The 25391-nt window shown below is 68.8% G+C and carries 20 protein-coding genes; 13 read left to right on the plus strand and 7 right to left on the minus strand.

What is annotated here, in order from left to right; all coding sequences use genetic code 11:
• The first annotated feature begins 13 nt into the window (after positions 1-13).
• From ACRHIG_RS14455 to ACRHIG_RS14470, 4 genes are all read left to right on the plus strand, one after another.
• Positions 14-985: an ABC transporter permease gene (locus ACRHIG_RS14455; RefSeq protein ID WP_489630561.1), complete on the plus strand. Its 972-nt coding sequence runs from the start codon at positions 14-16 to the stop codon at positions 983-985.
• Positions 982-1767 carry an ABC transporter permease gene (locus ACRHIG_RS14460; protein WP_475413931.1) on the plus strand — a complete coding sequence of 262 codons (786 nt, stop codon included), beginning with the start codon at positions 982-984 and terminating at the stop codon, positions 1765-1767. The genes ACRHIG_RS14455 and ACRHIG_RS14460 overlap by 4 nt, the downstream gene beginning before the upstream one ends.
• Positions 1761-3371, plus strand: a complete 1611-nt coding sequence (locus tag ACRHIG_RS14465; protein WP_489630562.1) for an ABC transporter ATP-binding protein — start codon at positions 1761-1763, stop codon at positions 3369-3371. The genes ACRHIG_RS14460 and ACRHIG_RS14465 overlap by 7 nt, the downstream gene beginning before the upstream one ends.
• A 108-nt stretch (positions 3372-3479) precedes the next feature.
• Complete coding sequence (locus tag ACRHIG_RS14470; RefSeq protein ID WP_489630563.1) at positions 3480-4448, plus strand: IS1595 family transposase; 969 nt, start codon at positions 3480-3482, stop codon at positions 4446-4448.
• A 147-nt stretch (positions 4449-4595) separates the two neighbouring features.
• Here ACRHIG_RS14470 and ACRHIG_RS14475 read toward each other — a convergent pair whose 3' ends face one another.
• The 4 genes from ACRHIG_RS14475 to gshB all read right to left on the minus strand — a co-directional run bounded on the left by ACRHIG_RS14475 (position 4596) and on the right by gshB (position 10711).
• Complete coding sequence (locus ACRHIG_RS14475; protein WP_489630564.1) at positions 4596-5360, minus strand: SAM-dependent methyltransferase; 765 nt, start codon at positions 5358-5360, stop codon at positions 4596-4598.
• A 43-nt stretch (positions 5361-5403) separates the two neighbouring features.
• Complete coding sequence (locus ACRHIG_RS14480; protein ID WP_489630565.1) at positions 5404-7374, minus strand: TonB-dependent receptor domain-containing protein; 1971 nt, start codon at positions 7372-7374, stop codon at positions 5404-5406.
• 296 nt (positions 7375-7670) lie between these two features.
• Positions 7671-9746: a phenylacetic acid degradation bifunctional protein PaaZ gene (gene paaZ, locus ACRHIG_RS14485; protein ID WP_489630566.1), complete on the minus strand. Its 2076-nt coding sequence runs from the start codon at positions 9744-9746 to the stop codon at positions 7671-7673.
• Positions 9743-10711, minus strand: coding sequence for a glutathione synthase (gene gshB / locus ACRHIG_RS14490; RefSeq protein WP_489630567.1), 969 nt, complete (start codon positions 10709-10711; stop codon positions 9743-9745). The genes paaZ and gshB overlap by 4 nt, the downstream gene beginning before the upstream one ends.
• 273 nt (positions 10712-10984) lie before the next feature.
• On the opposite strand from gshB, the gene ACRHIG_RS14495 reads away from it, so the two are divergent.
• From ACRHIG_RS14495 to ACRHIG_RS14530, 8 genes are all read left to right on the plus strand, one after another.
• Positions 10985-11401: an acyl-CoA thioesterase gene (locus ACRHIG_RS14495; protein WP_489630568.1), complete on the plus strand. Its 417-nt coding sequence runs from the start codon at positions 10985-10987 to the stop codon at positions 11399-11401.
• Between the two features lies 1 nt (position 11402).
• Positions 11403-11960 carry a hypothetical protein gene (locus tag ACRHIG_RS14500; protein ID WP_489630569.1) on the plus strand — a complete coding sequence of 186 codons (558 nt, stop codon included), beginning with the start codon at positions 11403-11405 and terminating at the stop codon, positions 11958-11960.
• Positions 11957-12664 carry a peptidoglycan DD-metalloendopeptidase family protein gene (locus tag ACRHIG_RS14505; RefSeq protein ID WP_475416167.1) on the plus strand — a complete coding sequence of 236 codons (708 nt, stop codon included), beginning with the start codon at positions 11957-11959 and terminating at the stop codon, positions 12662-12664. Before ACRHIG_RS14500 ends, ACRHIG_RS14505 begins: the two co-directional genes overlap by 4 nt.
• Positions 12657-13379 (plus strand): glutamine amidotransferase, encoded by a 723-nt coding sequence (locus ACRHIG_RS14510; RefSeq protein ID WP_475416168.1) that lies wholly within the window; start codon positions 12657-12659, stop codon positions 13377-13379. Before ACRHIG_RS14505 ends, ACRHIG_RS14510 begins: the two co-directional genes overlap by 8 nt.
• Entirely contained in the window at positions 13376-14596 is a 1221-nt protein-coding gene (locus tag ACRHIG_RS14515; protein WP_489630570.1) for a MalY/PatB family protein, read from the plus strand. Before ACRHIG_RS14510 ends, ACRHIG_RS14515 begins: the two co-directional genes overlap by 4 nt.
• 36 nt (positions 14597-14632) lie before the next feature.
• A complete protein-coding gene (locus ACRHIG_RS14520; RefSeq protein WP_475416170.1) occupies positions 14633-15241 on the plus strand; it encodes a flavoprotein in 609 nt (202 codons plus the stop codon).
• Between the two features lie 28 nt (positions 15242-15269).
• On the plus strand, positions 15270-15962 hold the full coding sequence (locus tag ACRHIG_RS14525; RefSeq protein ID WP_475416171.1) for a glutathione S-transferase family protein: 693 nt from the start codon (positions 15270-15272) through the stop codon (positions 15960-15962).
• 65 nt (positions 15963-16027) lie between these two features.
• Positions 16028-17155 (plus strand): acyl-CoA dehydrogenase family protein, encoded by a 1128-nt coding sequence (locus ACRHIG_RS14530; protein WP_489630571.1) that lies wholly within the window; start codon positions 16028-16030, stop codon positions 17153-17155.
• A gap of 43 nt (positions 17156-17198) precedes the next feature.
• On the opposite strand, the gene ACRHIG_RS14535 is transcribed toward ACRHIG_RS14530, so the two are convergent.
• The 3 genes from ACRHIG_RS14535 to ACRHIG_RS14545 form a co-directional block, all read right to left on the minus strand.
• Positions 17199-18086, minus strand: coding sequence for a LysR family transcriptional regulator (locus ACRHIG_RS14535; protein ID WP_475416173.1), 888 nt, complete (start codon positions 18084-18086; stop codon positions 17199-17201).
• A gap of 242 nt (positions 18087-18328) precedes the next feature.
• The gene (locus ACRHIG_RS14540) at positions 18329-19732 is read right to left on the minus strand and encodes an SLC13 family permease (protein WP_475416174.1); all 1404 of its coding nucleotides are present in this window, start codon (positions 19730-19732) and stop codon (positions 18329-18331) included.
• Between the two features lie 67 nt (positions 19733-19799).
• Positions 19800-23324, minus strand: coding sequence for an indolepyruvate ferredoxin oxidoreductase family protein (locus ACRHIG_RS14545; protein WP_489630804.1), 3525 nt, complete (start codon positions 23322-23324; stop codon positions 19800-19802).
• Positions 23325-23753: 429 nt separating this feature from the next.
• Here ACRHIG_RS14545 and gshA point away from each other — a divergent pair, with 429 nt between their 5' ends.
• Positions 23754-25385: a glutamate--cysteine ligase gene (gene gshA, locus ACRHIG_RS14550; RefSeq protein WP_489630572.1), complete on the plus strand. Its 1632-nt coding sequence runs from the start codon at positions 23754-23756 to the stop codon at positions 25383-25385.
• Positions 25386-25391: the final 6 nt, after the last annotated feature.

The following is a 25391-nucleotide window of genomic DNA, read 5'->3' on the forward strand; positions in this document are numbered from 1 at the left end:
CGCTACCACCTTCATGGGCCGGCGCGCCGCGGGCTATGCGCTGGCCTTGCTGGCGCTCGTCAGCCTCGACTTCGCGCTGCCGCTGCTCATGCCCGGCGACCCCGTCACGGCGTTGCTGGGACAGGATGCGCTGATCGAACTCGATGCTGCCGAACGCGGCGCCCTGCTGGCGCGCCACGGCCTGGGCGGTGGACAGCCGCTGTGGCAGCTGTACCTGGAGCACCTGGCGCAGCTGCTGCGGCTCGACCTTGGCTATTCCATTCAGCATGGCATGCCGGTGGCGGCCTTGCTGGCGCAGTACCTGCCGTGGACCGTGCTGCTGGTGGCCTGCGCGCTGGCGCTGGCCCTGCTGCTGGGCGTGGTGCTGGGCATCGAGGCCGCGTTCGCGCAGGACAGGGCGGCGGACCGCGCGCTGACGGCCGCCACCCTGGCGCTCGACAGCATCCCGCCGTTCGCCCTGGCGATGGGCCTGGTGATGCTGTTCGCCTATGGCTTGCAATGGCTGCCCAGCAATGGCGCCATGGCGCCGTTTTCCATGCAGACGGGTGCGGCCGCCTGGCTGGAGCGCGCGCGGCACCTGGTGCTGCCCGTGTGCGCCATGGCGCTGCCCGCCGCCGCCGGCGTGTTCCTGAGCGCGCGCGCCACGGCCGTCAGCGTACGCCAGCGCACCTTCATGGAGCTGGCCCGCGCGCAGGGCGTGGGACCGTTCGCCTTGCGCTACCGCCACCTGGCGCCCAACGTGCTTGCCGTCGTGCTGTCGCGCCTGGGCGGCGTGGCCGCGCGCCTGGTGTCGGGCGCCGTGTATGCGGAAACCGTCCTCGCCTATCCCGGCATCAACCTGGCGCTGACGGACGCCATCGCCAAGCACGATTACCCGCTGGTGCGCGGCGCGCTGCTGGCGACGGGGCTGCTGCTGTTCGCCATGAACTTGCTGGCCGATGTCCTGGCCGGCCGCCTGGCGCTGCGCGGGCAGCGCGCGCCATGAACGCCTCCGTGCGCGCGGGGGCGGGACTGCTGCTGGCGCTGGCGCTCATGCTGGCCGGCGCCAGCTGGCTGCAGCCGGCGTCCGGCGGCGCCTTCGAAGCCGTGCTGGCGCCGCCGGACGGCATGCACTGGCTGGGCACCGATGACCTGGGCCGCGACGTCCTGCGGCGCCTGGCGGCCGCCGCGCTGCCCACCCTGGGCATCGGCGTGGCCGTGAGCGCCGCCAGCATCGCGCTGGCGGTGCTGCTGGCGCTGGCGGGCCTGGCCTGGCCCGCCGCCGATGCGCTCGTGCTGCGGCTGGCCGACCTGTTCGGCGCCTTGCCGTCCACCCTGGTCTTCATCGTCATCGCCTCGGCCATGCAGCCCGGTGCGCCGGCCCTGGTGGCGATGCTGGCGGCATTCGGCTGGGATGCCGAATTTCGCGCGCTGCGCCTGCGCCTGCGCCAGGTATGGCGCCAGGAGAGCCTGGATGCGGCGCGCCTGGCGGAGGCATCGGGCATCTACCTGCTGCGGCGCCACGTATGGCCGGCCATGGCGGGACTGCTGGCCGTGCAGGCCGTCGCCCTGGTGCGCCGCGCCGTGTTCCACTATGCGGGCCTGGCCTTCCTCGGCCTGGCCGATCCGCGCACCCCGACCTGGGGCGGCATGCTCAATGAAGCCATGCCCTATCTTGCCCATCCCGACGCGCGCGCCTGGATCCTGGCGGCGTGGCTGTGCCTGGCCATGCTGCTGATCGCGCTGGCGCTGCTGGGCCAGGGCCTCGACGAGGGCGCGCGATGCTAGCGGCGGCAGGATTCTGCGTCGAGGCGGATGGCCGCCAGCTGCTGCGCCAATTACACTTCCAGACGCGCCCCGGCGTGCCGCTGGCGATCATCGGCGAATCGGGCGCCGGCAAGAGCACCCTGGCGCGCGCCTTGCTCGGCCTGGCGCCGGGGCACTGCAGCGGCAGCTTGCGCGCCGGCGGCATGCAGCTGGCGGATGCGGACGAAACGGCGCTGCGGCGCTGGCGCGGCCGCCAGGCGGGCCTGGTGCCGCAAGACGTGCACGACGCCCTCAATCCCCAGCACACCTTGCTGGCCCAGGTGGCGGCGCCTTTGCGGCGGCATCTGGGCATGCGGCGCGGGCCGGCCGAACAGGCGGCCGGCGCCTTGCTCGTTTCGCTGGGCCTGCCGGAAATCCTGCACCGTCGCTATCCGGCCCAATGCAGCGGCGGCCAGCTGCAGCGCGTGCTGCTGGCGGCGGCGCTGGCGCCCGCGCCGGCACTGCTGGTGCTGGACGAGCCGACGTCCGCGCTCGATCCCGCCGCCAGCGCGCTGGTGCTCGGGCGCCTGCGCGCCGAAGCGGCGCAGCGCCAGCTGGTGGTGGTGACGCACGACCTGGAACTGGCGCGCGCGCTCGATGGCGACGTGCTGGTGCTGTATGGCGGCTGCGCCGTGGAAACGGGGCCGGCCGCATCGGTGCTGGCGTCGCCGCGCCATCCGTATACGCGCGGCCTCTTGCGCGCCTGGCCGCGCGAGAACGGCAAGGACTTGCAGGGCATCGCCGGCACGCACGAGGAAAACGCGCGCGGCTGCGCCTTCGCCAGCCGCTGCAGCCAGCGCATCGGGCGCTGCGGCGAGGAAGCGCCGGCGCTCGACGCCACGGGCGTGGCCTGCCTGCGCGGCGGCATCGTCACCGTGCTGTCGGCGCGCGGCGTGCACAAGCGCCTGGGCGGGCAAGCGGTATTGGCGGGCGTGGACCTGGAGGTGCAGTCGGGCGAAACGGTGGTCATCGTGGGCGCCTCCGGCGCGGGCAAGTCGACCCTGGCGCGCATCCTCGTCGGCCTGCAGCAGGCCGATGCGGGCAGCGTGGACACGCCGGCGCGCGAGGCGGGCGGCGCGGCGGCGGGCATCGCCTACGTGCCGCAGCATGCGGGCGCCTCGGTGGCCAGCCACTTCACCGTGTTCGAGGCGGTGGCCGAGCCGCTCGTCATCGCGGCTCGCGGCAGCGTGGACGCCTGCCGCGCGGCGGCGCTGCGGGCGCTGGCCGACGTGCGCCTGCCGGCCACGCCGGCGTTCCTGGCGCGCCGGGCGCGCAGCTTGAGCGGTGGGGAATTGCAGCGTCTGGCCATCGCGCGGGCGCTGATCGGCGATCCGGCCGTGCTGGTGGCCGATGAACCGACCGCCGCGCTGGACGCCTCGGTGCAGGCGAAGGTGCTGCGGCTGCTGCTCGACGTGCAGGAGGCGCGCGGCCTGGCCCTACTGCTGATCACGCACAATCTGCCCATCGCCCGTCACGTGGCGGACCGCATCGTGCGGCTGGAAGAGGGCCGCTGCACGGCAGAGGCCTCAGGGTCGCCGGCCGGCCCGGAAGGCGCCGCGCCGGCGCTCTGGATGCGCCTGGCCTAAGTAACCCCCAATAAATTATGGCTCTGTTCCCGCTAAGTAGGGGAAGTCCGGGAATCTTCCTGTATCCCTGCTGTCTGACTGTACATCGCAGACAAACGGGAGCCTTCCATGCAGACCGGCCAATGGAAAACCTTCATCGCCCAGTTCGCCGCACTGAACCGTCGCCAGCGCCTGGCGGGTATCGCTCTGCTGCGAGGAAGCGCACCGCAGGACGCTGCCGCGGTACTCGTCGAAAACGTGGCCCGGCAGCGATTGCACTGTCCTGCCTGCAAGAGCAATCATGCTCACCGGCATGGCCATGCGCACGGACTGCAGCGCTACCGTTGCGTGCCGTGCGGGCGCACCTTCAATGCGCTCACCGGCACGCCGCTGGCGCGCTTGCGCCATAAATCACTGTGGCTCGATTACGCAGATTGCCTGCTGGCATCCGATTCCGTGCGCAAGGCAGCGTTACAGCTGGGCGTGCACCGCAACACCACCTTTCGCTGGCGCCACCGGTTTTTATCGTTGGCAAAAACGGACCGACCGCATTGCCTGCATGGCATTGCCGAAGCGGACGAACTGTATGTGCTCGAATCGGAAAAGGGAGCGCGGCATCTGACCCGTCCGGCGCGCCGCCGGGGCGGTCATGCCAGCCAACGTGGTATTTCCGATGAGCAGGTCTGCATCCTGGTGGCGCGCGACCGCACGGGGCAGACACTCGATTTCGTCACGGGAAAAGGAGCGCTGACGCAGGCGCAGGTGCGCCATTATTTGTTGCCCATGATCGACAAGGATATCCTGTTGCTCACCGATGGCCATGCCGCCTACCGGGCTTTTGCAAAGGAGGCGGGGATCAGCCACCAGGCCGTCAATTTGCGCGCAGGCATCCGGGTGCAGGGCGCCGTGCATGTGCAGCACGTCAATGCCTATCACAGCCGCCTGCGGGAATGGCTACGCCCCTTTCACGGGGTGGCGACGCGCTACCTGCCGAATTACCTGGGCTGGCGCTGGATACTCGACGCCGGGCGTATCCGTTCGCCGGAAACATTATTGAAGGCAACACTCGGAGCATTCCCACATCTGACGGTGACATAGCCTAAATTATTGTGATTTCTGACTTCCATAACCGGCGCTCTGCGGCGTTGCCCGCTGCTAGCAGTGCTCGCACTGCGTCGCAGCGGGCGCCTTGCATAGCATCCGGTTCTGTTCGTCATAAATTCACAATAATTTCCTGAGGATTACTTAGCCCAGGAAATCGCCTACATACACCAGGTGTTCGAACGGCGGCTTGTCGTTCTCCGTGCGGGCCAGCACCGTGTCCAGCGTGGCGCGCAGCACGGCCTGTTTCGCGTCGGCGCCCGCGTGCGCGACGATGGCCAGCGGCGTGCTGCCGGGCAGGTGGCGCGCCAGGCGTTCGACCAGCGACGGCAGGTCGGCGCGCATGGTAAAGAAGACCAGGGTGGAACCGGTGGCGGCCAGCTTGTCCAGGGTGTCGCTCCCCGTGTAGTCGTCGCGCGTATCGGCCGAGGCGGCGAGGATGACGGAGCGGCTGCGCTTGCCGCCGGTGACGTCGCGGGCCAGCGCCGCATTGGCCGCATTGAAGCAGGAGATGCCAGGGATGACGATGGGATTGAGTTCGCTGAACTCGCTCAGGTAGCCCGATTGCGGCCCGAAGATCATGGCGTCGCCGTAGTCGAGCACGGCGACGGTCTTGCCGGCCGCCGCTGCCGCATGGATGATGTCGCGCGCCTGTTTTTCCATGGCGTCGACTTCCTCTTCCGGCGTGTCGCGCCGCGCCAGGGGACTGAACAGGCCGTGGCCGGCCTTGTGCAGCTCCTTGCCGCCGAGCAGGTCGGCAAACGCTTCGAGCAGGCGCGGGATGCCGAATACGATATCGGCGCCGCGCAGGATTTTCTGCGCCTTGACGGTGATGCTGTCGGGGTCGCCGATGCCGGCGCTGACGAGGTACAGGCCGCAGCGCGCGCCCGCTTGGGTGGTATGGGTCATGGTTCTCTTCTCTTCAAGGATGGTTGATTGGAGGGGGAATCGCTTAAAACTGGTAATTCGCGCTGACGCGCACGTCGCGTCCCGGCTCCGGCAGGATATTGCCGACGCCGCCGTCGAGCGAACTGTGGCTCGTGTAGCGCTTGTCGCCCAGGTTGCGCACGGCCAGCGCCAGGCTCAGCGCGCGCAGCGCGGCCGGCTGCCATTGCAGCTGGACGTCGTGCAGCACATAGCCGGCCCGCTGCACCGCCGCTTGCGGCACGTCCTCCAGGCGCCGCACGGCGTTCACGGTATAGCCGGCCGTGAGGCCGGGCAGCATCCGCCAGTGGCTGTCCCACGTGAGCCGGTCGCCCAGGGCCGTGCCCACGCGGCGCGACGGGTTCAAGGGCTTGCCGCCCAGCGTGGTATCGGCCAGCACCACGCCCAAGGACGTGGCGTAGCCGCCGCGCTGCCAGCGCGCCTTCCATTCCCAGCCCCTGGAACGCAGGGTCTCGGGCATGTTGCGGATATACGCGGGATACGCTGCGCCCTGGCCGGCCCACTCGATCAGGTTGGCAATGCGGGTGTCGAAATAGCCGAGGCGTACGGTCAGGCGGTCGCCGTCCTGCAGCGCATCGGCGCCTTCGTACTGTAATCCCGCTTCGCGCATGTCCGAGGTTTCCGGCTTGAAGGGCTTGCCGTTGTTGAAATTGCTTTTCTTGTCCACGCTGGTGAGGAAACCGATGGGGATGATGCCGCTGGCGCGCACCGCCTCGCCATAGCTGGCAAAGGCGCCCACGCCGCCGCCCAGCTCCACTTCGGCGCCGGCGTTCGGCGACGTCTTGCCGCCCTTGACGGTGCGCGGTCCGAAGGCGGTGTCGTAGCGGTCGTGCCGCACGCCCAGCGACAGCTGCACGGCTTGCCAGCGCATGCGCTCCTGCACGAAGAGGCCCAGGTTGCGTGTCTGCGTGGTTTTGCGGCCCGCTCCCAGGATGGCGGCGCCCAGCACGCCGTTCGTCGTGCCTTCCTCGTCCATGAAGTCGGCGCCGGCCGTCAGGCGGTGCTGCGTGCCGGCCAAGGCCAGGTGCGCCGTATTGCGCGCGCTGCCGCCCCGTTCCGTCGTCCTGGCGCTGCGCGCCTGGGGCACGTCTTCCAGCGTGTTCTCGTTCTGGTACAGATTGAATTTCCAGTCCAGCAGGGCATTGCCGGCCGGCTGGTAGCGGTGCTCCAGCGTATAGGTATGGCGCGTGCTGCGCTGGTAGGTGGGCACGGCGTTCGCGGGCGCATAGCCGTTGTCGCTGCCGACCCGGCCGAACAGGTAGAGTCCCGCATTGCGGTTGCGCGCCGCGCCCAGCCGCAGGCTGTGGCCGGCCAGCTCCAGCAGACTCAGTTTGAGCAGGTAGTCGCGGTCGCGCCCGGCCGAATGGGGCACGTCGCCACCGCCGCCGATGCGGTAGTTGTCGCGGTTGACGGCGCTCACATGGGCCAGCAGGCCCAGCTTATTGTCCAGCGTCTCGCCCAGCATGCCGTACGCGCTGACGGCGCCGCGCCGCGCTTCGTCGGCGCTGGCGTACGCCGCGCGCACGGTGGCGCCCGCGCGCCTTCCCGGCACCAGCAAGTCCTGCGCATCGACGGTGTCAAAGCGGATGCTGCCGCCCAGCGCGCCCGGCCCCGCCTCGGCGCTGGGGCCGGGCTGGATATCGACCTGTTTCAGCAGGTCGGGATCGATGCCGGCCAGGTCGCCCCGGTGCTGGTGCAGGCTGCGGCCCTGGCGCGCGCCGTCGATGCTGATGTTCAGGTTGGCGCCATCGACGCCGCGCAGGTAGAGGCGCTGCGCATTGCCGGCGCCGCCGCCCACGCTGACGGCCGCTTCGCCGGCAAAGACGTCGGCCACGTCCATCGCTTGCTGGCGCTGCAGGGTCTCGCGCGAAATGCGCGTGATGCCCGGCAGGGGCGCGTCCGGCGCGGACTGGTCGATCAGCTTGACTTCGGGCAGGGTCGCCAGCGGCGCCGCCTGTCCGGCGCGCGCATCCGGCATGTGCTGTGCGAAGGAGAGGGGGCGATGGGCAGCGCGCTGGCGCCAAGCAGGAAAAGGGGTACGGCATGTCGCATGGGAAGGTCGTCTTTGTCAGAAGGGAAGCCACGGGAAGGGAGGGCGCAGGTGCTGGCCTGCGCAGCGTCAGTCGAATCTGCTACAGCAGCGCTGTCCCGGGACCGGAAGTGGCGCGCCGCACCCCTTCTGGTCCCTGAAATACCCGGTTGGCTTCATCTCGTCAGCCGCCATTCTGGAAGAGGCGGATAAGCTTGGCTATTTGTATTTCTTGAGCCGCGCCATCAGGAATGCTGAGGGCTGCCGCTCATGGCCCCGCGCTTGGCCACCAGGGTCAGGATGTCGTAGCTGGCCACCAGTTCATCGTTCTGGTTGGTGACCTGCACGTCCCACGACACCACGCCCTGGCCGACGCCCTTGTCGTCGCGCCGCTGGCGGTCGACCTTGCGCTTGCACGTCAGGCGCGCGCGGATGGTGTCGCCGATGCCCACCGGGGCGACGAAGCGCAGGTCGTCGAGCCCGTAGTTGGCCAGCACGGGACCCGGCGCCGGGGACACGAACAGTCCGGCCGCCGCCGCCAGCACGAAATAGCCGTGCGCGATGCGCCGGCCGAACTGCGAATCGCGCGCGGCGATCTCGTCGAAATGCATGTAGAAATAATCGCCCGAGATGCCGCCGAAGGCGACGATGTCCGCTTCGCACACGGTGCGCCGGTGCGTCAGCAGCGATTCGCCCACTTCCAGCTCGTCGAAATGCTTGCGGAACGGATGCTGCACGCTTTCGCGCACGGCGGCGCCGCGCACGTATTCGCCCGTCACGGCCGTCAGCATGGTGGGCGAGCCTTGCAGCGCCGAGCGTTGCAGGTATTGCGAGATGGCGCGCAAGCCGCCCAGCTGCTCGCCGCAGCCGGCGCGGCCAGGGCCGCCGTACTTCAGGTGCGCCGAGGCCAGCACGTCCGTCCCCGCCGCCGCCACTTCGCGTTCCAGCACCAGCACGCGCCCGTGCGAGGCGGCCAGGCGCGGCACGGCATACGCGGCCAGCTTCGGGTCGCGCGTGGCCAGCGTGCTGGCCAGGCTGCCCCTGCCGCGCGCGGCCAGCGCCAGCGCTTCCTCCACGTCCGCATACGGCATCAGCGCGCAGACGGGGCCGAAGGCCTCGATCTCATGCACGGCGTCGCCGCGCGCGCCGCCGCGGCACAGCAGCAGGGTGGGCGCGGCAAAGGCGCCGTCGCGCACCCTGTCTCCTGCCGGCGCGTAGCCGTCCACCTGGCCGCAGACGATGTCGCTTTCCTCGGCCAGGGCGCGCACGCGGGCGCCCAGTTCGCTGCGCTGTTCCTGCGACGCCAGCGGCCCCATTTGCACGCCCGCCTGCGCCGGGTCGCCGATCACCACCGCCGCCAGGCGTTCGCGCAGGCGCGCCGTCAGCGCTTCGATCTGCCCGTGCGGCACCATCACGCGGCGGATGGCGGCGCCGTCCTGGCCCGCCTTGACCGTCATCGAACGCACGATGGCGTCGACCAGCAGCTCGAATTCCGGCTCGCCGCTGCGCACGTCCGGTCCCAGGATGGCGCAGTTCAGCGACGCCGCGCCCAGGCTGAGCTGCACCGAGCGCGCCAGCAGGTTGGGGTGCTTGCGCAGTGTCGTGGCGGTGGCGTCCGAGCCCGTGAAGCTGACGGCGTCGTTGTCCTGCAGGCGCGCCAGCAAGGCATCGGCGGGGCCGATGGCCAGCTGCAGCGCGCCTTTCGGCAGCAGGCCGGAAGCGTCGATCAGGCGCACCAGCGCTTCGGCCAGGTAGCTGGTGCAGGTGGCCGGCTTGACGATGCAGGGCATGGCGGCCAGGAAGCTGGCGGCGAATTTTTCCAGCAGCGACCAGACGGGCAGGTTGAACGGGTTGATGTGCAGGGCCACGCCGCCGCGCGGCACCATGATGTGCGTGCCGGCCGCGCCGCCGCGCCGGCACAGCGACATGGCGGGCGCTTCGTGCAGCACGTTACCGGAAGGCAGGCCGCTGGCGGCGATGCCGGCGTAGGAATTGAGCACGCCGATGCCGGCGCAGATATCCTGCTTGCTGTCGGCGCGCGTGGCGCCGCTCAGGTGGGCGATCGTGTACAGTTCCTCGCGATGCTGCTGGATGTGCGATGCCAGCGCCCGCAGGCAGGCCGCCCGCTGCTGGAAGTCGAGGGCCATCAATGCCGGCACGCCGGTGCGGCGCGCATAGTCGAGCGCGTGCTGCGCGTCGACCGACTCGGCATGCGTGTGATAGATCAGCGCATTGTCGATGGCGCTGTGCAGCGACAGTCCCGCTTCGCTGCCCATCCAGCGTCCGCCTATCCAGCTTTGCAGTGTGCTTACCTTGTTCATGCTTGTTCCTCGTTCGTGTGCGTGAGCGATGCCGCCGTTTCCAGCGCATCGATGAACATGCCCGCCACGTCGAAACCCGTCTGCTGCATGATTTCGCGGAAGCAGGTCGGACTGGTGACATTGATTTCGGTGAGATGCGCGCCGATCACGTCCAGCCCGACCAGCAGCAGGCCGCGCGCCGCCAGCACGGGCGCCAGGGTATCGGCGATCTCGCGGTCGCGCGCCGTCAGCACGCGCGCTTCGCCGCGCCCGCCGGCAGCCAGGTTGCCGCGCACCTCGCCGGCCTGCGGAATGCGCGCCAGCGCGTGCGGCACCGGCTTGCCGCCGATCAGCAGGATGCGCTTGTCGCCTTCGCTGATGGCGGGAATGTAGCGCTGCGCCATGATGGTGACGGCGCCGTCGCGCGTCAGCATTTCGACGGTGGCGCCCAGGTTCATGCCGTCCTCGCGCACGCGGAAGATGCCGGCGCCGCCCATGCCGTCGAGCGGCTTGAAGATCACGTCGCCGTGCTCGGCGTGGAAGGCGCGCAGGCGCGACGGCTCGCGGCTGACCAGGGTCGGCGCGCAGAACGGCGCGAATTCGAGGATCGCCAGTTTCTCGTTGTGGTCGCGCACGGCCGATGGCCGGTTGAAGACGCGCGCGCCCTGGCGCTGCGCCATGTCCAGCAGGTGGGTGCTGTACAGGTATTCCATGTCGAACGGCGGGTCCTTGCGCACCAGCACCGCGTCGTACCGCGCCAGCGGCAGCGTCGCCGCCGCCTCCCGCTGGAACCACGCGCCTGCCGCGTCGGTCAGGTGCACGCGCGCCGCATGGGCGCTGACCACGCCCCCTTCACAGTGCAGATGCCGCTGTTCGAATACGTGCAATGCGTGGCCGCGCGCGGCCGCTTCCTGCATCATCGCGTAGGTCGAATCTTTCTTGATGTTCAACAGCTCGAGGCGGTCAGCCAGGATCGCGATTTTCATCGATGCGCCTTTCATTCAATAGGGTGGGGAAGAGGAAACCGGTGGGCCGCGCCGGTGGGCGCGGCAGCCGCGGCGCCATGCGCCGGGTCCTTGTTGCCGGAATATTTCTGCAGCGATGGTAGCGCAACGTGCGCCATCCGGCTCCTCAGATATTTGGACGTCGGCCCTCAGATATTGCGTCTTGTGAGGCACCCTCGATCGGTCTTAGCATCATTGGCGAAATGTCACTACCCAAGCCGGCCTGACCGGATATAACCGCCACATGAGGACACAATGATGCGCCGCTCTTTCAAGACCAATCTCGACATCCGTTACCGCGACACCGACTCGATGGGCCACGTCAGCAGCCCCGTGTACTACGAGTACATGCAGACGGCCTACCTCGAATACATGCACCGCATCCTGGAAATTCCGAAGAGCGAGAAGCTGCCGCACATCATGGTGAAAACCGCGTGCGAATACATCGCCCAGGCGAAGTACGGCGACAAGGTGCTGGTGCTCAGCCATGTCTCCAAGTTCGGCGGCAAGAGCTTTGAAATGGAGCACGTCATGCACATCGGCGACGAACAGGGCGTGGTGATGGCCAAGGCCATTTCCGTGCACGTCATGTACGACTATGAACAGCAGGCCACGCAGCCCGTGCCCGAGTCCTTCAAGCAGACCGTGCTGGCCTACCAGGGCAGCCTTTAAGATGGCGCGCCTGGCATTCCTGCAAGCGCTTGGCGCGCTGGGCCTGCTCGCGGGTGCCGCGGCGGCGCTGGCCGCCGGCGCCGGCGAACCGGCGCGGCGCGTGCTGACGCCGATCGACTGGCCCGCGGCCGGCCAGGCGCGCGCCGGCGCGGCGCAGGCCGACGCGGTGCTGCGCCCGCTGCGCGCCACGGCGCCCGCCGGGCTGGCGCAGGTCCGCATTCCGGTACTGCTGCTGCCGGCCGAAGGCGACTGGGGCGCGCCCCGTTTCCATGGCCAGGGCACGGCCTATGCGGCCCTGTATGCGCCGGCCGGCGCGAAGCTGGGGCTGTTCGGCAGCGCCACGCACCTCGTCGCGCCAGGTGACCTGAAGCTCGAACATGCGGGCGGCGCCTTCGAATCGATAGGCGACGGCGCCGACTACAGCTTCACGCGCTTCGGCGCCGCCTACACGCTGCGCATGAGCTGCGACGAGCCGCTCAAGGACAAGCGCTGCACCGATCCGCAATATCTGGCCGACGCGGCGCGTGCGCTGCTGCTCGTGGCGGGAGAAAAACCATGATGAAGATGACCGTATTGAATGGCGTGCTGGCCGGCGTGCTCGGTGCGCTGGCGCTGCCGGCACTGGCCGGCGGCGATGACCGTTTCCTGCCGCCCGGCGCGCTGCTGCCCGGCAGCGGCAGCGGCGTGGCCAGCACCGCCGTGCTGTATCCGCACATGCGCTTTCCCATCGAGCAGGGCGCGGCCTACGCCAGTTCGCATTTCTATGGCGTGGGCGGCCAGCGCGGCAAGGCAGGCGATTCCTGCGACGACGCCAACTACGCCTATCCGTGGCGCGACAATTTTTGCGAGCTGCGCAAGGACAACCTGCCGTTCTGCCTGTCCGGCGGACACCAGGGGCAAGACCTGCGGCCGGCCACCTGCCGCGCCAACTTTCACTGGGCCGTAGCGGCCGACGACGGTGTCATCGTGCAGATCGCGCGTTTCAGCGTCACCCTGCAGACGGCCGCCGGCACCTTGTACCGCTATGTGCACCTCAATACCAGCGACCTGGCCGTGCGCGAGCTGCAGCCGGTGGCGCGCGGCGCGCGCATCGGCAGGATTTCGAACAACTGGATCGACAAGCTGCCGATCCACCTGCATTTCGACGTCAAGGACACCATCAAGGTGGGCCAGCAGACGCTGGTGACGTTCGTGCCACCGTATGCCAGCCTGGTCGAGTCCTATATCCAGCGCAACAAGTTACAAGGAGAGCAGCATGAGTGAAACGATGCAAGGCCGGCGCGGGCGCAAGCGGCCGATCCTGGCGATCTTGCGGCAGGAGGCGTCGACGCCGGGCCGCGCGGGCAAGCTGCTGCGCGACAAGGGCTTCGAGCTCGACATCCGCCGTCCCGTGTGCGGCGACCCGCTGCCCGACACGCTCGATGGCCATGCGGGCGTGATCTCGTTCGGCGGCCCGATGAGCGCGAACGACAGCGACGCGCACATCCGCCGCGAGATCGAGTGGCTGTCCGTGCCGCTGGCGGAAAACCGGCCGTACCTGGGCATCTGCCTGGGCGCGCAGATGCTGGCCAAGAACCTCGGCTGCAAGGTGACGGCGGCCGAAGGCGACATCACGGAGATCGGCTGGTATCCGCTCAAGCCGACGGCCGAAGGCCAGCGCATCATGCCCAAGTGGCCGGACATGGTGTACCACTTCCACATGGAGGGTTTCGAGCTGCCCAAGGGCGCCATCCTGCTGGCCGAGGGCGACGCCTACCGCAACCAGGCCTTCCGCTACGGCGAGAAGGCCTGGGGCATCCAGTACCATCCCGAGCTGACCCTGGCCATGCAGCGCCGCTGGGCGGTGAAGGGCGCGCACCGCTTCCACCTGCCGAACGCGCAGCAGGGCGAACAGCACTTGCAGGGCAGGGTCCTGCACGACAAGGCGCTGCGGGCCTGGTTCAACGGCTTCCTGAACCGCGTGTTTACCGAAGCATGAGCCGCCAGCCCCCTATCTTGCAGGACGGCCTGGCGCTGACCCTGGACCAGCTGCTGGCGCGCCAGAGCTTCAAGTGGCGCCAGTACCAGCCCGGCGTGCTTGCCGCCTGCGTGGCCGACATGGACCTGGGCACGGCGCCCGCCGTGCAGGCGGCGCTGGCGCAGGTGCTGCGGCGCGTCGATTTCACCTATCCCCTGCGCGACGGGCGCAAGGCCGACCGCGCCGTGGCGCACGCGTTCGCCGCGCGCATGCGCCGCCTGTACGGCTGGCAGGCCGAGGCCGACCAGGTGCTGGTCCTGCCCGACCTGGTGCAGGCGACGTTTGCCGCGGTGATGGCGTTTTCCGATCCGGGCGACGGCGTGATCGTGCAGGTGCCCCACTATGCGCCGTTCCGCGAAGCGGTCGAGGGCACGGGCCGGCGCCTGGTCGCGCTGGAGATGCGCACCGGTGCCGACGGCTACCGGCTCGACCTGGAGAGCCTGGCGCGCGCCGTCGATGCCCGCACGCGCATGCTGATCCTGTGCAATCCGCACAATCCGACGGGACGCGTGCTGAGCCGCGCGGAACTGGAAAGCGTGCTGGCCTTTGCCGAGCGCCACGACTTGATCGTGGTGTCGGACGAAATCCATGCCGACCTGGTCTACCCGGGGGCGCGGCACCTGCCGTTCGCTGCGCTGTCCGACGCGGCGGCCGCGCGCACCGTTACCCTGAATTCCGCCACGAAGAGCTTCAATATCGCCGGCCTGCGCTGCGCCGTCGCCCATTTCGGCACGCCGGTCCTGCAGCAGCGCTTCCATGCGCGCCTGCCGGCGCGCCTGACGGGCGCCGTCAACAACCTGGGCATCGACGCCACTGTGGCGGCCTGGAACGACGGGCAGCCCTGGCTCGACGCCGTGCTCGCGCACCTGCTGGCCATGCGCGACTACGCGGCGCAGATCCTGCGCCGCGAGCTGCCGGCCATCCGCTTCCACGTGCCGCAGGGGACGTATCTGCTGTGGCTCGATTGCGGCGCGCTGGAGCTGGACCAGCCGGCGGCGGATTTCTTCCTCCAGCATGCGCGGGTGGCGCTCAGCCCGGGCGAAGTCTTCGACGCGGGCGCCGCGCACTGCGCGCGCCTCAATTTCGCCACTTCGCAGCCGCTGCTGGCCGAGATCCTCGACCGCATGGCCACGGCGGTGCGCGCGCACCAGCGCCGCCGTCCGCCTGCACACAATTAACCCGGCACACGCTTGCCACTACCTGGACACAACACCATGGAAACGCCCGTCAACAAACACAAGCCGCGCATCCTCATCGGCGTCACGGGATCGCTCGATTCGACCCTGCTGCCGAACTACCTGCGCATCATCAAGGACCACCTCGATTGCGAGCTGAGCGTGCTGATGACGCCGAATGCCACCAACTTCCTCAAGCCGGAATCGATCGCGCTGTACGTCGACCGCGTGATCAGCGGCGAGCGGCCGCAGGATTGGCCGACCGACAAGCCGGGCCGCCTGGCCGCCGAGCATGACCTGCTGCTGGTGCTGCCCGCCACCGCGAATACCCTGGCGGCGGTGGCGAACGGCTTTTCCGGCAATCGCTTGACCACCGTGATCCTGGCCGCCACCTTCCCCGTGCTGCTGTTCCCCGTGATGGGCGGGCCGATGCTGGCCAAGCCGGCCGTGCAGCGCAACCTGGCGCAGCTGCGCGAGGACGGCTACATCATCATCGACCCCGTCTGGCACGACCATTTCGATCCGCTGCTCGGGCGCATGCACGGCCACCACTCGCTACCGAGTCCCGAACAGGTACTGGCGCTGCTGCGCGAACGCTTCCCCGCCAGCGGCGTGCAGCGCCTGGCGCTGACCGGCGCGGCGGCCTGACACCTTCCACGCAACCAGAGAGAACCGCATGTCCATCATCCTGTACAGCCTGTGCGCCGCCGACCGGCGCCGCCATTATTCGCCCCATGTGTGGAAGATCATCATGGCACTCAAGCACAAGGACCTGCTGGCCGAGGTGCGGCCCGTCTCCTTCGCCGAGATCGCCGGCATCGAGGACGGCAGCTATAAAAGCGTGCCGGTGCTGAACGACAACGGCCACATCGAGGGCGACAGCTTTGAAATCGCCGTGCACCTGGAGCGCGCCTATCCGGACCGGCCCAGCCTGTTCGGCGGGCCTGGCGGCCAGGCCATGGCCCGCTTCGTCGAAAGCTTCAGCCAGACGGTCATCCATCCGCCCGTCTCGGCCATCGCCGCCATGGACATGCATGCGCTGATGTCGCCGGCGGACCAGGCGTACTTCCGCGCGGCGCGCGAGAAGCGCTTCGGCAAGACCCTGGAAGAGGCCTCGGCCACCCGCCACATCGAACTGGCGGCCCTGCCGGAAAAATTCGCGCCGCTGCGCAGCGTGCTGGCGAAACAGCGCTGGCTGGGCGGCGCGCAGCCCCTGTTCGCCGATTACATCCTGTTCGGCGTGCTGCAGTGGGCGCGCATCACCGTGCCGTATCCCTTGCTGCCGGCCGACGATCCCGTCAGCACCTGGTTCGAGCGCTGCCTCGACCTGCACGGCGCCATCGGCCGCTCCGTCATCTTGTCGGACTGACGGCGGAGAACCTGCCAGGGCCGCCCGCGCGGCCCTTTTCCTTTCATCGATCAACAAGGCTAACCATGATATTTACACCGCAACAGGACGAGATACGCCAGCGCTATGCCGGCATCGGCAGCGACATTGCCGCCGGCGCCGCCGCGCGCGCAGAAGGTTTCGATTTTGATGGCTGGCAGCGCCTGCGCGACGCCGGCCTGTGGCGCATGATCGTGCCCGGCGGCGATCACGCGACGGGCGACTGGTGGAGTTTTACGGCCGCCCTCGACGGCCTGTCCTCCACCATCGGCGCGCCGGAACTGCTGCTGTCGGTCATCGCCCAGGCCGGCATGGTGCGGGGCCTGGACCGGCACGGCAGCGCCGGGCAGCGTGACCGGTATTTCGGCGCCATCCTGCGCGGCGACGTCAGCGCCACGGGCATCGCCGAACCCGGCACGGGCACGGACGTGCGCAGCATCCAGAGCACCCTGCGCGCCACGGCCGACGGCTACGTGCTCAATGGCGGCAAATACAATATCGCGCACGCGCCCATCATGGATTTCGCGCTGATCGTCTGCCGGCTGGCGGACAAGGAAGAGCACAACATCGCGCTGGCGCTGGTCGACCGCGACACGCCGGGCCTGCGCGCCGGCCAGGTGGACGATAAGCTGGGCAACCGCAACCTGCCCACCGGCGCCCTGCATTTCGAGGATGTGGCCGTGCACCCGTCGCAGCTGCTGGGCGCGCCCGGGCGCGGCCTGGCCACGCTGATCGACACCATTTCGCTGGGACGCCTGTATTACGGCCTGGCGGCGGCCAACCTGATCGCGCCCTATCTGGACGAGGCGATGCGCTACGCGGCCAGCCGCAGCAGCTTCAATAGCAGCATCGACAACCACCAGCACGTGCAGCGGCGCCTGGTCGACATCCGCATCGGCATGGAACGTTCGCGCTGGCTGGCGTTTGGCGCGCTGTCGCAATTGCTGGCAGGCCAGCGGGAAGGGTTGATGAGCTGTTCCATCGCCAAGCTGGTGGGGGCCGAAGACCTGATCAACAGCGCCACCAGCCTGGTCAAGCTGTACGGCAGCCTGGGCTATCACAACGGCCGCGTGGCCGAGCTGATGAAAAACGCCCTGGGGTTCGCCAGCGTGGGCGGCACCGAGGAAATGCACCGCAAGAATATCTTCAACCAGATGCAGCGCCTGGCTGGCTAGGTTTCCCGCGCTGGCTGTGGCACTTGCTCGGCATATTGGCGGTTCAGGCCGCCAATATGCCCGATTCGCTCAGCGCATCATTGATCGCCTCGAACATCGGCTCGCCGGCGCGCGAGGCCAGGTGCGCGAACAGATTGCGCACGGAGGACTGGGCCACGCACAGGATGTCGATTTCACCGAGGCGCTGCGCCTCCAGCGCCGTATCGCCATGCAGCAGGCCGACGCCGAGGCGCTCGGCCAGCATCGAGCGGGTGACGCTTTCGCGGTCGATGCTGATGATGCGGCGCGGACGGAAATTGCGCGTCTTGAACAGGTGCTCGGCGGCGCCGCCGCAGCACAGGCTCGAAGGCGCGAAGATCCACGGCAGCTCGGCCAGCGCGTTCCAGTCGAGCGGCTGGGTGGTATCGAGCATGCCGGCAGGCGCCGCCACGTAGACGGGAAAGCACGCCACTTCGATGGTCGCCAGGTCGTCGTCGGGGCTGCGCGCCTCGTTGTAGAAACCCGCGTCGAGCGTGCCGCTGCGGATGCCGTTCAGGGTGCCGGTGGAACTGCCATGCTCCAGCGAGACCTCGACTTCCGGATGGTGCTCGGAAAAGCGCCGCACCAGCCGGCCGATGGCTTCGTTGTTGGACTGGCCGCCGACGCCGATGCGCAGCTTGCCGGCCAGGCGGCCCTTGATGTGGTTGGCTTCGTCGAGCAGCTCGCGGTGGATGTTGAGCGTGCGTTCGGCCTTGGCCAGGATGCGCTGGCCGCTGCTGGTCAGGCTCATGCCGCGCGCCGTGCGTTCGAACAAGGTCAGGCCGAGATAATCCTCCATCGCCTTGACATGGGCACTGACTGCGGGCTGGCTCAGGAAGAGCCGTTCGGATGCGCGCGTAATGCTGCCCTCGCGCGCCACCGTGGCGAAGGTTTTCAGGTGATGGATTTCCATGAGGGGCGGGTCCATTAAGTTAAAAGATGGGTGAAATTCCAGATATTCTTATTCGTTTTTCAACTATGTATTATATGTGATTTTATTAAGAATACTGCATTAACAATGCCTGCAAGATGGGTAATTATTTGTGACTTTTCGCTTCTCCCTGTCGCCGACGCGATGGGCATCAGCCCTTGAAACGGCGTAAATTGTTACTTTTCGTGAGAAAGCTCCTGCGCGCCATCGAACGCGCGAGGGCGCTACAGCAGGCCCAGCACGTGCCACCACACGAAGTCCAGCGGCGTGAGGATCAGCAGGCTGAGGATGAACAGGCTCAGGCAGAGCCGGGTGACGGCCGCCACCGGCAGGCTGGCCGCCTGCATGGCGAAGATCAGGGGCGGCGCCTGGTAGGGCAGGCAGACATTGGAAAACGCCAGCACTTGCGTCATCAGCACCGTCATCAGCGGCAGGCCCGTGACGGCCGCGAGGTCCTGCGCCAGCGGCGTCATCGTCGCCGGCACGCCGGCCAGGTTGGTCACCAGCGACACCACCGTCGAGATCAGGGTCAGCACGCTGGCGTTCCACAGCGGCGTGTCGGTGGCAAAGCGGGCGTGCCGGCTCAGGCCATGCACCACGGCTTCGCCCAGGCCGCTTTCCGAAATCACCGCGCCCAGGCCCATCACGCCGGCCACGAACAGCAGCGAGCCATAGTTGATTTCCTGGTTCAGGCATTGCTTCGACGTCAGGCCGGCGGCCGGCCACAGGCAGACCAGGGCGGCGGCCAGGCCGACCCAGGCCGGCGATACATGGTGCAGGCCATCCGTCATCCACAGGGCCAGGCAGCCTCCCAGCACCACGGCCAGTCCCGTCTCCTGCGCCGACATGGGACCTTGCCGCTGCGCCGGCGCGGCCGCGCGCGCAGGATCGGCGGCGGGAAACATCCACAGGATCAGCAGCACCAGCAGGACGGACTTGAGGATGCCCAGCACGGGGAAATGCAGCAGCAGGTAGTCGACATACGCAATCTGCACGCCATATAGATTGTCCGCCATGCCGGACAGGATCATGTTCGGCGCGTTCGACGGCAGGATGGCGAAGGTCGGCAGGAAGCTGGAAAAGCTGGCCGCCATCAGCATGCCCGTGCGGCCGTTATGGCCCGCGCCATAGCCGATATGCTCGGCCACGGCCATGGTGATGGGAATGAGCAGCACCACGCGGCCCATGCCCGACGGCATGACGAAGGCCAGGGCCACGCTGAACAGCACGATGCCGGCGATGACGCCAGCGTAGCGCCGCCCCAGCATGCGCGACAGGATGGCCGCCGCGCGCTTGCCCAGGCCCGTGTGGCCGATGGCCGCCCCCATCACGGCGCCGCTGAACAGCAGCCAGAAGGTGGTCGACTGCAGGCCGGAGAACACGGTTTGCGCGGGCGCCATATTGCACAGCATCGCCACCAGGAAGAAGGCCAGGGCCGGCCAGTATTCGGGCACCAGGGCCGTGGCCCACATGCTGATGCAAAAGACCAGCAGCGCCACCACGCCGGCCATGGCGGCCGGCAGGTAGAGTGCGGCCGCCAGGCCGCTGGCGAGCGTCAGCGCGGCGACGGCGGCCAGCGCGCGCGGGCGCGCGGCGGGCAGGGAAGGGGCGAGGGACAAGGACTTCAAGGCTGGGCTCCTGGGCGCGCTGGCGCGGCAAGGCGCCGCGCCGTGTGGTGGACAATGAAAAGCATGTTTACTGGTAGCGCCGGATGGCGATGGTGCGGAAAGGCTGCTGGGCGTGTGGTGCGGCGGGGGCAGCGGGGGCGGCCGGCTGTTCCAGCCTGGCCAGCAGCGCCTGCGCGCGCAGTTCGGCGGCATCGATGCTGGCCAGCTTCACATGGCCGTAGCCGCGGATGGCCTGCGGCAGTTCGGCCAGCGCCACGATGGAATCGAGGTTCCCGGCGCTCAGGCGCGGCAGCAGGGCGTCGAGGCGCGCCGTGTAGCCGGTGATCAGCTGGCGCTCGCGGCGCCGTTCGGCGCTGTAGCCAAACACGTCGAACCGCGTGCCGCGCAGTCCTTTTGCCCTGGCCAGCATGGCGAGCAGCCTGCCCATCCACGGGCCGAAGGCGCGCTTGCGCTTGCCCAGCAGCGGCGGCGCCATGTGGAAGGTGAGCGTCACGTCGCCCTCGAACTGCTGCCGCAGCTCGCGCTGGAACTGGCCGTCCGAGAACAGCCGCGCCACCTCGTATTCATCCTTGTAGGCCAGCAGCTTGCTGTAGCCGCGCGCCACGGCCAGGGTCAGCACGGGCGGCGCATCGGCGCCGAAGACGGCGCTTTCGCGTTCGCGCACGCGTGCGACAAACGCCTGGAAGCGCTCCGCCAGCGCCGCGTTCTGGTAGCGCGCCAGCATGGCGCTGCGCTCTTCCACCAGCGCGCCCAGGCTGGCGTCCTGCGCCACCGGGGCCGCCGCCGCGCCTTGCAGCAAGGGAGCGCCGCAGGCGGCCAGGCGGCCGGCGGCAAAGGCCGCCTTGTTGGCGTCGACGGCCACGCCATTCAATTCGATGGCCCGTTCCAGCGCCGCCAGGCCGACGGGGATCAGGCCGCGCTGCCAGGCAAAGCCCATCAGCAGTATATTGGCCATGATGGTGTCTCCCATCAGCTGGCGCGCCAGCACCTGGCCGTTGCATTCGGCGATGTGTTCCACGCCGACCGTGTGGCGCAGCTTGTCCATCAGGGCGCCGGCATGCTGCGGCGCATCGGGATCGCGCACCATGGCGGCGGTGGGGAACTGGTGCGTGTTGGCGACCACGCGCGTGTGGCCGTGGCGCAGCGTCTGCAGTGCGTCGGCGCTGGCGCCGACTACCATGTCGCAAGCCAGCATGGCATCGCTCTGGCCGACGTCGATGCGCGCCTGGTGCAGATCCTGGCCGGCCAGGGCCAGGCGCACGAAGGACAGCACGGCGCCGCCCTTTTGCGCGAAGCCCATGAAGTCGAGCACCGAGGCTTGCTTGCCCTCCAGGTGCGCGGCCATGGAAACGAGCGCGCCCACGGTCACCACGCCGGTGCCGCCCACTCCCGTCACCAGCAGGTTGAACGGGCCGTGCCAGGCGTGCGGCGCGGGCGGCGGCAGGGCGGCCGCGGCGCGCCGCAGGGCCTGCGGGTCGATGGCGGCGTCGGCCGCCTTGCGCAAGGCGCCGCCGCGCACGGAGACGAAGCTGGGGCAAAAGCCGTCGGCGCAGGAATAGTCCTTGTTGCAGGACGACTGGTCGATGGCGCGCTTGCGGCCATAGCTTGTCTCCAGCGGGACGATGGACAGGCAGTTCGACTGGACACCGCAATCGCCGCAGCCTTCGCACACGGCGCTGTTGATGACCATGCGGCGCGGTGGGTCGGCTATTTCCTTTTTCTTGCGGCGCCGGCGCAGTTCGGCCGCGCAGGTCTGGTCGTAAATCAGCACGGTGACGCCCTTGACCTCGCGCAGGCGGCGCTGTACCTGGTCGAGCTCGTCGCGTCCGTGGAAGGTGGCGGGCGGCGGGAAGCGGCCGCGCAGGCCCGCGTATTTTTCCGGCGCGTCGCTGACCACGGCGATCGCCTTGGCGCCCTCGGCATGCACTTGCCAGGCGATGGCGTCGACGCTCAGGCTGCCGTCGATGGGCTGGCCGCCCGTCATGGCCACGGCGTCGTTGTATAAAATCTTGTAGGTGATGTTGGCGCGTCCGGCGATGGCCTGGCGGATGGCCAGGAAGCCCGAGTGGAAATACGTGCCGTCGCCCAGGTTCTGGAACACGTGCGCGGTGTTGCTGAACATCGAGTGCGCCACCCAGTCGACGCCTTCGCCGCCCATCTGTATCAGGCCGGTGGTGTCGCGCTCCATCCACGAGGCCATGAAATGGCAGCCGATGCCGGCCTGCGCGCGCGAGCCCTGCGGCACCTTGGTCGAGCTGTTGTGCGGGCAGCCGGAACAGAAATACGGCTGGCGCCGCACCCCGTCGGCGGCATTCGCCAGCAGCGCGGCGGGCGCGAAGCCGGGCAGCAGGCTGCGGCGGTCGAGCGCGGGCTTGTGGCGCGCCAGCCAGGCCGCCAGCACGCCGGCGATGCGCGAAGGGCGCAGTTCGCCCTGCGCCGGCAGCAGCGGCGCGCCGCCGGCATCGAGCTTGCCCAGCACCAGCGGGCGGGCGCTGTCCGGCAGGTTGTAGAACAGGGTGCGGATCTGCTGCTCCACCAGCGGCCCCTTTTCCTCGATGACGAGGATTTCCCGCAGGCCCGCCTTGAACTGCGCCAGGCGCTCGGCTTCCAGCGGAAAGCTCAGGCCCACCTTGTACAGGCGCACGCCGGCGCGTTCCAGCACATCGAGGCTGAGGCCCAGGCGCCGCAGCACTTCGAGCACGTCGAGGTGCGCCTTGCCGCAGGTGACGATGCCGATATCGGCTTGCGGGCTGGGACACAGCAGGCGGTCGATGCTGTTGGCGCGCGCGAACGCGTGCACGGCGGCCAGCTTGTGCGCGTGGCGCGTCTCGATGGGCAGGCCGGGCAGGTCGGGCCAGCGGTAATGCAGGCCGCTGGCGGGAACGCTGTAGCCGGCCGGCTGGTCGAAGCGCGTGCACAGGCCGTCCAGGTCGACCGTGGCGCCGCTTTCCACGGTTTCGGAAATGGCCTTGAAGCCCACCCACATGCCGGAAAAGCGCGACAGCGCCCAGCCGTACAGGCCGAATTCCAGGTATTCGGCGATGCTGGCCGGATTGACGATGGGCATGCTCCACGCCTGCATGGCGAAATCGCTCTGGTGCGGCATCGATGACGAGACGCAGCCGTGGTCGTCGCCGGCCACCACCAGCACGCCGCCGTGCGGCGAGGAACCGTAGACGTTGCCATGCTTGAGCGCATCGCCGGCCCGGTCCACGCCCGGTCCCTTGCCGTACCACAGGGCGAACACGCCATCGGCCGTGCGCTGGGGATCGGTCTCGACCTGCTGGCTGCCCAGCACGGCGGTGGCGGCCAGCTCTTCGTTAATGGCGGGCAGGAAGCGGATCTGCTGCGCTTCCAGCACGCCGCGCGCGCGCCACAGCGCCTGGTCGTAGCCGCCCAGCGGCGAGCCCCGGTAGCCGCTGATGAAGCCGGCCGTGTTCAGGCCCCGCTCGCGGTCCAGCCAGCGCTGCATCAGCGGCAGGCGCACCAGTGCCTGGGTGCCGGTGAGAAAAACGCTGCCGCCGCGTGCCAGCAAGTTGTCTTCCAGCGCATAAGTGCTCAGGCGTACAACGCCCGGGTCGTCCGCGACCATCTTGTCCATCACTTCCACCTGTGTTCTCCCATCGCCTTGTCGGCTTCCTTGTTGGCTTGCATGCCGCATGCACGCATGCATGCGTCTTGAGCACGCGGCCGTGACGGCGCGCCGGATACGGAAGGAGGGGTGTACCGGCGCTGCGATGCCGGCGCAACCAAACTTTTCCGTCTATTGATATTCGTTTATCAAGATAAGGGGCCGCGCGGGACGGCGCAATTCGCAAATCCTGAGTGCAGCACTCACCAACGCTGATGCGAACGCCGGTGCCGGGCGCAGGCCCCGGAAATGCAGGCGTCTTGCCCCTGGCATCAGTGTTTCTGATCCCCGCACTCAGGATTTGCGAGTTGTGTGGTCCGGGGCTTGGGGCTTATCGTCGGCGTCGAGATGGAAAGCCGAACGATGTTTTTTTGTAAAGGCAGCACAGCTATGAGTTCATTATTGACGCGCCGCATGGCGCTGCTGGCAGGCGCGGACGGACTTGCGCTGCTGGCCCAGGGATTGCGCGGCATCGAACGCGAAGCGCTGCGCGTGGACGGCCGCGGCCACCTGGCCGCCACGGCGCATCCGCTGGCGCTGGGCGCGGCCCTGACCCATCCCACCATCACTACCGACTATGCCGAGGCACTGATCGAGCTGATCACGCCGCCCGAGCAGGACACGGCCGCCATGCTGGACGGCTACGACGCCCTGCACCGTTTCGTCTTCAGCGGACTGGGCGACGAAATGCTGTGGAGCCACTCGATGCCGTGCCGCCTGCCCGCCGACCCCGACATCCCGATCGCCTGGTACGGCAGTTCGCACATCGGCATGCTCAAGCATGTCTACCGGCGCGGCCTGGCGCTGCGCTATGGCAAGAGCATGCAGTGCATCGCCGGCATCCACTACAACTACTCGCTGCCGCCCGCATTGTGGGAACGCCTGCGCGCGGACGAGGACGATGGCCGCACGGCGATGCAGTTTCAGTCGGAAAGCTATGTCGCGCTGATCCGCAACTTCCGCCGCTTTGGCTGGCTGCTGATGTATCTGTTCGGCGCCGCGCCAGCCCTGGCCGCCCATTTTCCGGGACGCGGCGACTTCCCGCTGGAGCAACTGTCGGCCGATACGGTGTACCTGCCGTACGCCACCAGCCTGCGCATGAGCGACATGGGTTACCAGAACGATGCCCAGGCCGGCCTGACGCCCGACTACAACACGCTCGACAGCTATATCACCAGCCTGGCGGCGGCGATGAACCACCCGTACCTGCCGTATGTCGAGCTGGGCACGCGGCGCGAGGGGCAGTGGGTGCAGATCAATACCAACCGCCTGCAGATCGAGAACGAGTACTACTCGGCGATCCGGCCCAAGCGCGTGGCGCACAGCGGCGAGCGCCCGCTGCATGCGCTGGCCCAGCGCGGCGTGCAGTACGTGGAGGTGCGTTGCCTCGACGTCGATCCGTTCGAGCCGCTGGGCATCGGCGCGCCAGCCTGTCATTTCCTCGACGCCTTTCTGCTGTTTTGCGCGCTGCAGGACAGCCCGCTCACCGGCAATGCCGAAAGCCGCGAGAACACCGAGAATTTCACCCGCACCGTCAAGGAAGGGCGCCGCCCGGGACTGCTGCTGGAGCGCCACGGCGAACAGGTCAGCCTGCAGGCGTGGGCCGGCGAACTGCTCGAGCGCATCGCCCCGATGGCCGCGCTGCTGGACCAGGCGCGCGGCGGCGAGGATTGCGCCACGGCGCTGGCGGCGCAGCGCGCCAAGCTGGCCGACGTGGCGCTGACGCCCTCGGCGCGCGTGCTGGCGGCGATCCGCGCCGAGCAAGGCAGTTTTGACGCCTTCGCCCTGCGCCAGAGCGCGGCGCACGCGGCGTATTTTCGCGCCCGGCCCTTGGCGCCGGCGGCGCTGGCGCGCTTCACGGCGCAGGCCGATGCCTCGCTGGCCGAGCAGGAGCGCGTGGAACGCGCCGACAGCGGCGACTTCGGCCAGTTCGTCCAGCGCTACCAGGCCGGCGCCCGCTACTTGCCCGTGCCGGACGAACCGGCCATGGAAGCCGTCGTGGCGCGGCAGCGCGTCGCCTGAAGCCCT

The organism is Janthinobacterium sp. C22 (assembly GCF_057919405.1).